This window comes from Dactylosporangium sp. NPDC005555 (assembly GCF_040605635.1).
Taxonomy (GTDB): domain Bacteria; phylum Actinomycetota; class Actinomycetes; order Mycobacteriales; family Micromonosporaceae; genus Dactylosporangium.
This window is the reverse complement of the sequence record NZ_JBEXDG010000052.1, coordinates 67,987-78,894: the sequence shown is the minus strand read 5'-3', so window position 1 is coordinate 78,894 and position 10,908 is coordinate 67,987. Positions and strand designations below refer to the sequence as shown.

10 protein-coding genes and 1 pseudogene are annotated in these 10,908 nt (G+C 71.8%); 10 read left to right on the top strand and 1 reads right to left on the bottom strand.

The genetic code is table 11. The features are described from left to right. Window positions 1–641, top strand: a 641-nt coding sequence (locus ABZS58_RS39065) for a hypothetical protein (protein WP_354788609.1), incomplete at its 5' end; no start/stop codon positions are given. 169 nt (window positions 642–810) lie between these two features. Here the strand turns inward: ABZS58_RS39065 and ABZS58_RS39060 are convergent. Then, the gene (locus ABZS58_RS39060; RefSeq protein ID WP_354788608.1) at window positions 811–1,851 is read right to left on the bottom strand and encodes a LacI family DNA-binding transcriptional regulator; all 1,041 of its coding nucleotides are present in this window, start codon (window positions 1,849–1,851) and stop codon (window positions 811–813) included. Between the two features lie 253 nt (window positions 1,852–2,104). On the opposite strand from ABZS58_RS39060, the gene ABZS58_RS39055 reads away from it, so the two are divergent. The 9 genes and pseudogenes from ABZS58_RS39055 to ABZS58_RS39015 all read left to right on the top strand — a co-directional run bounded on the left by ABZS58_RS39055 (window position 2,105) and on the right by ABZS58_RS39015 (window position 10,867). Continuing rightward, window positions 2,105–4,777 (top strand): glycoside hydrolase family 78 protein, encoded by a 2,673-nt coding sequence (locus tag ABZS58_RS39055; RefSeq protein WP_354788607.1) that lies wholly within the window; start codon window positions 2,105–2,107, stop codon window positions 4,775–4,777. Further along, complete coding sequence (locus ABZS58_RS39050) at window positions 4,774–6,096, top strand: extracellular solute-binding protein (RefSeq protein ID WP_354788605.1); 1,323 nt, start codon at window positions 4,774–4,776, stop codon at window positions 6,094–6,096. The genes ABZS58_RS39055 and ABZS58_RS39050 overlap by 4 nt, the downstream gene beginning before the upstream one ends. Before the next feature lie 69 nt (window positions 6,097–6,165). Continuing rightward, window positions 6,166–7,044 (top strand): sugar ABC transporter permease, encoded by an 879-nt coding sequence (locus ABZS58_RS39045; RefSeq protein WP_354788603.1) that lies wholly within the window; start codon window positions 6,166–6,168, stop codon window positions 7,042–7,044. Beyond that, window positions 7,041–7,871 (top strand): carbohydrate ABC transporter permease, encoded by an 831-nt coding sequence (locus tag ABZS58_RS39040; protein WP_354788601.1) that lies wholly within the window; start codon window positions 7,041–7,043, stop codon window positions 7,869–7,871. The genes ABZS58_RS39045 and ABZS58_RS39040 overlap by 4 nt, the downstream gene beginning before the upstream one ends. Before the next feature lie 120 nt (window positions 7,872–7,991). Then, the gene (locus ABZS58_RS39035; protein ID WP_354788600.1) at window positions 7,992–8,537 is read left to right on the top strand and encodes a hypothetical protein; all 546 of its coding nucleotides are present in this window, start codon (window positions 7,992–7,994) and stop codon (window positions 8,535–8,537) included. Window positions 8,538–8,873: 336 nt separating this feature from the next. Further along, complete coding sequence (locus ABZS58_RS39030) at window positions 8,874–9,572, top strand: SDR family oxidoreductase (RefSeq protein WP_354788599.1); 699 nt, start codon at window positions 8,874–8,876, stop codon at window positions 9,570–9,572. A gap of 82 nt (window positions 9,573–9,654) precedes the next feature. Next, entirely contained in the window at window positions 9,655–9,927 is a 273-nt protein-coding gene (locus ABZS58_RS39025) for a hypothetical protein (protein WP_354788598.1), read from the top strand. 59 nt (window positions 9,928–9,986) lie between these two features. Then, a pseudogene (locus ABZS58_RS39020) lies at window positions 9,987–10,394 on the top strand (UbiA family prenyltransferase); the annotation flags it as partial. A gap of 62 nt (window positions 10,395–10,456) precedes the next feature. Continuing rightward, complete coding sequence (locus tag ABZS58_RS39015) at window positions 10,457–10,867, top strand: hypothetical protein (protein ID WP_354788612.1); 411 nt, start codon at window positions 10,457–10,459, stop codon at window positions 10,865–10,867. Window positions 10,868–10,908 lie beyond the last annotated feature (41 nt).

Below are 10,908 nucleotides of genomic sequence, written 5' to 3'. Positions count from 1 at the left end.
TCCAGCGCGAACCGGTACGCCTGCACCGTCTCCACCACCACACCCCCGCCCCGACCGACACCGCGAACAGTATGGACCGCGGGTACGACACTTTTCCGGCAACCCACACCCACGAACACGCTCAACAGCGCTCAACAGCACTGAAGAGCACTCAACCGCCAGCAGTTGGCAGCCCCTACTTCGTCGGCGCCGGCGGATACTGCGGCCAGGACGACGAGCCCGACATCATCGACTACGCGAGCCCGCCGCCGGGCCAGCCCAACCCCTGGTGCAAGTGGCTGCCCACGGCCGCCGGCGACGCCATCGAGTTCGACGAGGACCAGGAGAAGTTCTACGACTCGGAGCGCTGGATGCTGTACCTCGTCGACACGTTCCTCCGGCCCGGCGCCACCCTCCAGGCGGAGCTGCGCGTGCCGGTCGCCGGCCGGGTCTACGCCGACGAGTTCGCCGCCTTCACCTTCGACCACGACGTCGACGGCGTCCTGCTCGCCCAGGGCGACTACGAGGAGGACGTGTGGCGGCTCATCGTCCGCCACAACACCGTGCTGTTCCAGGACGGCACCTTCCACGAGAAGGGCCCGGTCACCTGGGACACCCCCGAGGTCCCGCTCACCCTCGCCACCGGCCGCCCCACCCGCTGACCCGATGGCAACGTGGACGTGGGGCCGTGCCCCAGGTGCCGCGGGTGTTCCGCCTCCTCGCCGACCGGTTGACCGCGGCGGGCGCCACGACCGGCGGCAGCGGGCGGCGCTTGAAGAGTCCCACGCACGTGATCATCGCAGACCGCGCGCGGCCGGGCGCCGGCGATGATCAGGTCTGTGGCGGGGCGGTGCTGCGGCGGGCGACGAGGGTGGGGGAGAAGGACAGCAGGACCGCGCGGTCGCGTTTGCGTTCGATGCGTTCGAGCAGGAGCCGGGCGGCGTTGGTGCCCATGAGGTTGCCGTCCTGGTCGACGCTGGTGAGCGAGATGGGCCCCATCGCGGCGATGGTGGTGTTGTCGTAGCCGGCGACGGAGATGTCGTCGGGGATGCGCAGGCCGGCCTCGTGGACGGCGTTGAGGACGCCGATGGCGGCGACGTCGGCGCCGGCGAAGATCGCGGTGGGGCGGACCGGCCGGGCGAGCAGCTCGACGGCGGCCGCGTGGCCGCCGGCCTCGCTGTAGGTGCTGGCGACGATGTCGATCTCGGCCTCGAGGCCGCGCCGCTGCATCGCCTGCCGGTAGCCCTCGGCGCGGACGGTCTGCGGCATGGTGGCCGGGATGCCGCGGGTGGTGTCGCGGTGCTCGATGTGGGCGATACGGCGGTGGCCGAGGTCGGCGAGGTGGTCCACGACCAGGCCGGCGCCGACGAGGTCGTCGTCGACGACGGCGTCGTAGTCGGTCGACCTGCCGTGCCGGCCGATGACGACGATCGGCACGGTCCGGGTCGTCTCCTCGAGGCGGCTGCGGGACAGGACCGGCGCGATCATGATGAGGCCGTCGACGCGCCGGTCGGTGAGGGCGTCGATGATGCGGGCCTGCGACTCCGCGGTGCTGCCGCCGGGGCCGAGGACCATCTGGTAGTCGGTGCCGTCCAGATGCGCGCCGATGCCCTCGACGAGCTCGGGGAAGAAGGGGTTGCGCAGGTCGGGCAGGACGACGCCGATCGTGTAGGTCTGTCCGCGCATGCCGCGGGCGGCGGCGTGCGGCCGGTAGCCGAGCTCCGTCATGGCGGCGCGGACGCGCTCCTGCATGGCCGGGCTGACGCCGTAGGCGTTGCGCAGCACCTTCGACACCGCCGCCGGTGACACCTGGGCGAGCTGGGCGACATCGGTGATGGTGGCCCGTCGGGGCTGGGGTTCTGCGGCGGCCATCCCCGGGTCTCCTTCGTAGAACGTGTTACAGCGCCCGAAAGTCTAGCGAAGGTCTCCGGAGGCGCTCCACGACGGAAACTGATCTACACGAAACCGCCAAACGTTGGCCTTGACACGTGTTTGTGACCGTGAGAACAATGGAGAACGCTCTACGAAACACGGCAGTAACTCCGACCGCTCGGGCGCACACCCCCGCCCTGTCCGGTCGTCGAAACCTTGGCGAATCCGTTGTTGAATCGTTTCAGGAGTTCTCGTGTCGCTACGCGTCACCGGCCTGCGGGCCGAGCATCACCGCGATCCCATCGGCATCGGCACCGCCACCCCGCGGCTGTCGTGGCGGGTCGAAGCGGCGGGACCGGAATGGGTCCAGACCGGATACGAGATCGCCGTCCATGGCATTGATGACACCGAGTTCGTCTCGGGCCGGGTCGCTTCCGCGGAGCAGGTGCTGGTGTCCTGGCCTGCCGCCGCGCTGGCGTCCCGGGAGCGACGGCTCGTCCGCGTGCGCGTCTGGGGTGTGGGCGCGGACGAGCCGTCGCCGTGGAGCGACGAACTGGCCGTCGAGGCGGGCCTGCTGCGGCCCGGCGACTGGACGGCCACGATGATCGGCGCGCGGCTGCCGGTGCCGGACGACGCCGACGCACCGGCGGTGCTGCTGCGCCGGGGCTTCGACCTGCCCGCGCCCGTGGTCTCGGCGCGGCTGTACGTGACCGCGCACGGCGTCTACGAGATCGAGCTCAACGGCCGCACCGTGGGCGACGAGGTGCTCGCACCCGGCTGGACGAGCTATCACCATCGGCTGCGGTACCAGACCTTCGACGTGACCGGGCACCTCACCGAGGGCGCGAACGCCGTCGGCGCGTGGCTGGCCGACGGCTGGTTCCGGGGGCGGCTCGGGTTCCGCGGTGGCCGCCGGGCCGTCTACGGCGACCACACGGGGCTGCTCGCGCAGCTCGAGGTGCGGTGCGCCGACGGCTCCACGCACGTGATCGGCTCGGACGACCGGTGGCGGTCGGCGTCCGGGCCGGTCACCGCCACGGGCCTGTACGACGGTGAGCGGCACGACGCCCGCCGGGAACCGCCCGGCTGGTCCGCGCCAGGGTTCGACGACGCCGGCTGGAGCCCGGTGGACGCGGTGCCGCTGGACACCGCCCGCCTGGTCGCGCCGGACGGACCGCCGGTGCGCCGCACCGAGACGCTGCGCCCCGTCGCCGTCACCACCGCGCCGTCCGGCGCGACCGTGCTGGACTTCGGCCAGAACGTGACCGGCAGGCTCCGCATCCGCGTGCGCGGCGAGGCCGGCGACACCGTCGTGCTGCGCCACGCCGAGGTGCTGCAGGATCAGGAGCTGTACGTCAGGCCGCTGCGGGACGCGGAGGCCCGCGACGAATACGTGCTGCGCGGCGGCGACACGGAGGAGTGGGAGCCACGCTTCACCGTGCACGGGTTCCGGTACGCGGAGGTGACCGGCTGGCCCGGCGACCTGCGCGACGGCGACGTCGAGGCCGTCGTGTGCCACACCGACATGGTCCGGACCGGCTGGTTCTCCTGCTCCGACCCGCTGCTGGAGCGGCTGCACGAGAACGTGGTGTGGAGCCTGCGCGGCAACTTCCTCGACGTGCCGACCGACTGCCCGCAGCGCGACGAGCGGCTCGGCTGGACCGGCGACCTGGCCGTCTTCGCGCCGACCGCCGGCTTCCTGTTCGACTGCGCCGGGCTGCTCACGTCCTGGCTCGCCGACCTGGCCGCCGAGCAGGCGGAGCACGGCACCGTGCCGTTCTACGTGCCGTGGCTGGAACTGCTCGGCCCGCCCGAGCCGGCCGCCGTCTGGGGCGACGCGGCGGTCGTCGCCCCGGACGTGCTGCACGCGCGGTTCGGCGACGCCGATGTGCTCCGCGCCCAGTACCCGAGCATGACGGCATGGGTCGACCAGGTCGCCGCCCTGTCCGGTGAGCACCGGCTGTGGGACACCGGCTTCCAGTTCGGCGACTGGCTCGACCCGGCCGCGCCGCCCGAGCAGCCGGCCGCGGCCCGCACCGACCCGCACCTCGTGGCCACCGCCGCCCACGCCGACAGCGCCCGCCGGCTGGCGGGGATCGCCGCGGTGCTCGGCGAGGAGGCCGACCACGCCCGGTACAACGCCCACGCCGTCGCCGTCGTGGAGGCGTTCAACGACGAGTTCGTGACGCCGAGCGGCCGGCTGGCCAGCGACGCGCAGACCGCCTACGCCCTCGCGCTGACCTCCGGCCTGCTGGTCAAGGCCGAGCAGCGGGAGCGGGCCGGCCGCCGGCTCGTCGAGCTGGTGCGGGCCGAGGGCTACCACGTCGGCACCGGCTTCGCCGGCACCCCGCTCATCTGCGACGCGCTCAGCAGCGTCGGTGCCGACGACACCGCCTACCACCTGCTGCAGCAGCGCGAGTGCCCGTCGTGGCTGTACCCGATCACGATGGGCGCCACGACCATGTGGGAGCGCTGGGACAGCATGCTGCCCGACGGCACCGTGAACCCCGGCGACATGACCTCGTTCAACCACTACGCGTTCGGCGCCATCGCCGACTGGCTGCACCGCCGCGTCGCCGGGCTCGCCCCGGCGGAGCCCGGCTACCGTAGGGTCGCCGTCCGCCCCCGCCCCGGCGGCGGGCTGACCCGCGCCGAGGCCGTCCACGACAGCCCGTACGGCCGGATCCGGGTCGCGTGGCGGCGCTCCGGCGGGCTGCTGCACGTCGACGTGACGCTGCCGCCCGGCGTTTCGGCGACCGTCGAACTGCCCGCCGCGGACCCCGTCGAGGTCGGCTCCGGCGAGCACGCGTTCACCTGCCCCTTCCGGGACGCCGGGGACGACCCCGCCCCCGTCCCGGTGGTCCATCCGTTCGCCCCCGACGCGAACGACACCCCCCGCTCCACGAAATCGGAGGCACGATCATGAAGAGAGTTCTGCCGCGCCGGCGCATCGGCGCGTTGGCGGCGCTCGCCGCCGGCACCCTGGTGCTGACCGGCTGCAGCGCGGGCGATCTCGGCTCCAGCGACAGCGGCTCCGGCACGACGATCACCTTCCTGGCGGACAACTCCGACGCCAGCCTGAAGACCGCCGAGGCGCTCGCGACCGCGTTCAACGGCAGGAACACCGGCGTCACCGTCAAGGTCGAGACGCGCCCGCAGGGCGGTGAGGGCGACAACCTGGTCAAGACCCGGCTGGCGACCGGCGACATGACCGACGTCTTCATGTACAACTCGGGCTCGCTGTTCCAGGCTCTCAAGCCGGAGCAGAACCTGGCCCCGATCGACGACCAGCCCTACGTCGGCAGCCTCGACGGCACGTTCAAGACGACGGTCTCCGCCGGCGGGAAGCTCTACGGCGTGCCGTTCGGCGGCGCGACCGGTGGCGGCATGCTCTACAACAAGGCCGTCTACGCCAGGCTGGGCCTGCAGGTGCCGAAGACGTGGGCCGACTTCATGGCCAACAACAGCAAGATCAAGGCGGCCGGGGTCGCGCCGGTGATCCAGACCTACCAGGACACCTGGACGTCGCAGGTGATCACCCTGGCGGACTTCCACAACGTGTCGGCCGCCCAGTCCGACTTCGCCGAGCAGTACACGGCGGGGAAGGCGAAGTTCGCCACGACGCCGGCGGCGCTCAAGAGCTTCCAGAAGCTGCAGGACGTGCGCGACGCGGGCTATCTGACGTCCGACTTCGCCTCCACGAAGCTCGAGGCCGGCATCAAGCACCTCGCCGACGGCACCGGAGCGCACTATCCGATGCTGACCTTCGCCGTCGGTACGCTCGTCGGCCAGTCCCCGGACAAGGTCAAGGACGTCGGCTTCTTCGCGCTGCCCGGTGACGACGCGAGCAAGAACGGGCTCACCGTGTGGGAGCCCGCGGGCATCTTCATCCCGAAGACCACCAACGGCGCGAAGCTCGACGGCGCCCGCAAGTTCCTGACGTTCGTGGCCAGCAAGGACGGCTGCGACACGATCGCGAAGGCCACCACACCGTTCGGCCCGTTCCTGGTGAAGGGCTGCACCCTGCCCGCCGACGTGGCCGCGCCCATCAAGGACATGCAGCCGTACTTCGACTCGGGCGCCAACAGCCCGGCGCTGGAGTTCCTGTCGCCGGTGAAGGGCCCGTCGCTGGAGCAGATCACCGTCGAGGTCGGCTCCGGCATCCGCAAGGCCGCCGACGGCGCCGCGCTCTACGACCAGGACGTGAAGAAGCAGGCGCAGCAGCTCGGCCTGCCCGGCTGGTAGGACCCGTCCCGCCCGTGGCGCCGCGTCGCGCGGTGCCACGGGCCCGGGTCGAGGAGGGCCCAGCCGATCATGACGACCACGCAACAGCACCGTCCCAGGAGCCCGTATCCCTACTGGTTCTACCTGCCGGCCGCGATCGTCTACGGCACGCTCTTCCTGGTGCCGACGTTCGCGTCGTTCTACTTCAGCCTCACCCGCTGGACCCTGTTCGACCACGAGTTCATCGGCCTGGCCAACTTCCGGCAGTTCTTCGCCGAGGAGGCCCTGGTCAAGGGCTTCACCAACACGATCGTCTACGCCACCGTCACCTCCGGCCTGAAGGTCGTCCTCGGCCTCCTGCTCGCCGTGCTGCTGACCTCGCAGATCACCGCCCGTGGGTACCTGCGCTCGGTGGTGTTCTTCCCGGTCCTGGCCAGCACCATCGGCGTCGGCGTCACCTTCACCGTCCTGATGAACCCCGAGCACGGTGCCATCAACGCGTTCCTCGCCGTCTTCGGCGTCGACGGCCCCGGCTGGCTCACCGACCCGCAATGGGCGCTGCTGTCGGTGGCCCTGGTCGACGTGTGGAAGGGTGTCGGCCTCGCCACGCTCATCTACATCGCCGGCATCGTGTCGATCCCGCAGGAGTACTTCGAGGCCGCCTCCGTCGACGGCGCCGGCGCGTTCGGGCGCTTCCGCCACATCGTGCTGCCCCTGGCACGCCCGGCCACCGTCACCGTCGTCATCCTGTCGCTCATCGGCGGGCTGCGCTCCTTCGACCTCATCTGGGCGATGACCCGCGGCGGCCCCGGCTTCACGTCCGACGTCATCGCATCCGTGATCTTCAAGCAGTACCAGGCCGGCTTCTACGGCCTGTCCACCGCCGGCAACGTCGTGCTCTTCGTCGTCGTCACCGCCGTCGTCCTGCCGCTGTCCTGGTTCCTCAACCGCAAGGAGGTCCAGCAGTGAGACGCAAAGCGTTGCGGCACCTGGCCGGGCTCGCCGCGATCCTCGTCTCCGGCCTCGTCTTCGTCGTGCCGTTCGCGTTCATCGTCGTCAACGCCTTGAAGGACCGGCAGCAGTCGGCGTTGCCGGACTTCTCCTGGCCCGAAAATTTCCGCCTCGTCGACAACTTCGTCGAGGTGGTCGAGGCCCGCGACTACATGCTCATCATCGCGTTCATCAACAGCACGATCCTCACCGTCGCCAGCGTCACCGGCATGGTCGTGCTCGCCGCGATGGTCGCCTTCGTGCTGCAGCGCCGGGCGAGCCGGTGGTCCCCGCTCGTCAACTTCCTGGTCCTGTCCGGGCTCATCATCCCGCCCGCCGTCGTGCCCACCATCTGGGTCCTGCAGAAGCTCGGCCTGTTCAAGACGATGCCAGGACTCATTCTCATCGAGATCGCCTTCGGGCTGTCGTTCGCGATCCTGCTCTTCCGGGCGTTCATCGCCACCATCCCGCGGGAGCTGGACGAGGCCGCGGTCATCGACGGCGCGGGGCCGCTGCGACTGTTCTTCCGCGTCGTCATGCCACTGCTGCGCCCGGTCGCCGTCACCGTCGTCGTGGTCCAGTCGGTCGCGGTGTTCAACGACTTCACGTATCCGCTGTACTTCCTGCCCGGCGACCAGAACGCCACCGTGCAGCTCACCCTCTACAACTTTTCCAGCCAGTACAGCACCCAGTACCACCTGCTGTTCATGGACGTCCTGCTCATCACGATCCCGCCGCTGCTGATGTTCATGTTCTTCAACCGCCAGATCGTCGCCGGCATGACCTCCGGGGCCGTCAAGGGCTGAGACCGGGCACGGACCATGGCCGGCGGCACGCCGCGGAGCCCGCCCTGCCCCGGCCGCGCGGCGGCCGGCGGGTGTTCGTCCGGGTGCAGCTGTGGGACGCCGGCGGCCGGGAGGTGCCGGTTGTCTGAGCCGCCGCGCCCGTGGTGGCGCCCCGACCGGCGCGACGCGCTGGTCGTGCTGCTGCTCGCGGCGATCACCGCGTACCTGCACTGGCCCCGGCCGCCGGACGGCCCGGTCGAGCTGCTCCGGCAGGGCACCGTCGCCGGCACCGGATGGAGCGTCACCACGCAGCGGGCCGGCTCGAAGACGTGCCTGCAGGTCCGCGTCGCCGGCGCCGGCCAGGCGCTGATGTGCGACCAGCACTGGGACCGCGACGTGCACCGCCTCTGGCGCGGCCCGGTCCCGGCCACGGGCGGCACGTTCATCGGCCCGCCGTCGCTGCTGGTGGTCCGGTTCCCCGCCGGCGACCAGGTCCTCGTCGCGTCCGTGCTGGACCGCGACATCGCGACGCTCAGCGCGCCGGGCGTGCAGCTGCGCACCGCACCCTTGCCCGGCACCGGCCTCGGCTACGTCGCGGGGACGCTCACCGCCGGTGACGCCGCGGCGCTGCAGGCGTTCTCCGCCACGGGCGAGCCGCTGTTCTACCACTACGTCGAGGCCCAGTAGCCGGACACGCGGATCCGGCACGGCCGTCGCCGCATAGTGCGACGCCACCTCGGTCCCCTCGAACCGGGCGCCGAGCTGACCGCCGTCGCGAACCCCGCCCCGCGCGCGGTCCTGTGGCCCGCCGCCCGCAGCCTGCCCGGCGGCCGCCGGGTCGGTCTCGCCGAGGTCGTGCGGATACGAGACGGCGACCGGCACCGCGATGGCCATCGCCGGACCGCACCGCGCGTGACGCGGGGTGGTGAAAGACGGACGCACGGTCGCGTGAGGCGGTCCGCACGGCTGAGGCATCGCAGGTGGCCGATGCCATACGGTGGCCGGACGACCTCAGGAGGTAATGTGGACATCGATGGATCCGTCGCGCTCGTCACCGGCGCCAACCGCGGGCTCGGCCTGCACATCGCCCGGGAGCTGCTGAGCCGGGGCGCGGCCGTGTATGCGACCGCCCGCGACCCGCGCACTGTCGACCTGCCCGGCGCGACGGTCCTGCCGCTCGACGTGACCGACCCCGTGTCGATCGAGTCCGCGGCCGCCGCCGCCGGCGACGTGAACCTGCTGGTCAACAACGCCGGTGTGGCCACGTTCTCCAACCTCGTCACCGGCGACCTCGACGACATCCGCCTCGAGATGGACACCCACTTCTACGGCACGCTGCGGATGATCCGCGCGTTCGCCCCGATCCTGGCCGGCAACGGCGGCGGCGCCATCGTCAACGTCCTGTCGGCGCTGTCCTGGATCACGTTCCTCGACACCACGTCCTACTGCGCGGCGAAGGCGGCGCAGTGGAGCCTCACCAACGGCGTCCGGCTCGAGCTCGCCGAGCAGGGCACCCAGGTCACCGCCGTCCACCTCGGTGCCGCCGACACCGACATGATTGCCCGCTGGGACCTGCCGAAGCTGCCGCCCGCGTTCGTCGCGACCGCCGTCGCCGACGGCATCGCCCGCGGCGACCTGGAGGTCCTGGTCGACGACACGGCCACCGGCGCGAAGGCCGCCCTCGCCGCCGACGTCCGGGTGGTGTACCCGCAGCTGCCGTGACCCTGAGCGTCAGGCAGGCCGGCGGGGCGCGGCGGCAGGGGTCCGGCATACGGTGGTGCTTTCGGCATCGAGGGGCGCACACATGGCACGGATCGATCCGGTCGAGATCATCGCGAAGGTGAGCGAGGAGAACGGCCAGCAGCGGGCGTTCGAGGTCTGGCAGCACAAGGCGGTGAAGGCCGGCTGGCCGGTGACCGTCGAGTCCTCGACGGTCGGCCAGCCGGGCCCCGAGTGCGGCGTGGTGGAGATCGAGGGCCTGCGGTACACCGTCCGCCACGACCGGCGGGTCCGGCAGCTGGTCGCCGGCGCGTGGCAGTTCACGCACGCCGCCTGGGCGGAGCCGCTGCTGGAGTGACGCACGTCCATGACGCGGCTCTCAGTGCGGGCACAGGCGGGCGGGACGATGATGCAGGTATGACGGCGGTGTTGGAGCGTCCGGCCGCAGTGCTCGTGGCCGTGTCCCGGCCATGGTTCTGGCCGGTGTCCTGGGTGCCCGCCTACCTCGGCACCGTGCTGGCGAGCCACCAGTGGCTGCCCGCGCCGGCCGACACGACTCGCGCGCTGATGGCGTTGCTCGTGCTCGGGCCGCTCGTCTGGGGCGCGGTCCTCGCCCAGAACGACCTGCAGGACCTGCGCAGCGACCGCGACAACCCACGCAAGGCGACGGCACCACTGGTCACCGGAGCGGTCTCCGCCAGGCGGCTGCGGCTCTGGTACCGGTGGCTGGCGCTCAGCTGCGTCGCGGCCGCCCTGTACGTGGGACCGCTGTTCGTCCTCGGCGTCGCCGGGGTGCTGCTGCTCGGCTGGGCGTACAGCGTGCCGCCGCTGCGGCTGAAGACCCGGCCCGGCTGGGACGTCGCGGTCAACGCGCTCGTGGTCGGGTCGTGTCACCGGCGGCGGGCTGGGCGATCACCCGGCCGCCGTGGGAGTTCCCGTGGCAGTTCGGGCTCATCGGCCTGCTGTTCGCCGCCGCGCTGTACGTGCCGACCACCGTCACCGACCTCGCCGCCGACACGGGCGCCGGCGACACGACGTTCGCCGTGCGGTTCGGTCCGCGGTCCGCGCACCGGCTCGGCATCGTGCTGTGGGGGTCGGCGCTGGCGATCTCGGTGGTGTGTGCCTGGTTCGACGTGCTCGTGCCGCGCTCCACGCTCGTACCGCAGCTGCTGATGACGCCGGTCCTGCTGGCGGCGTACGCCGTCCTGACCCGGCGCCCCACGATCACCAGGATGGCCGTGCTGTCGGTCGTGTTCGGGATCCCGACCATCGGGTTCGCGCTCGCGTACATCGGCTGAAGCCGACGTGACCTCGCCCCGGCCTATGGCCGGCTCCGCGA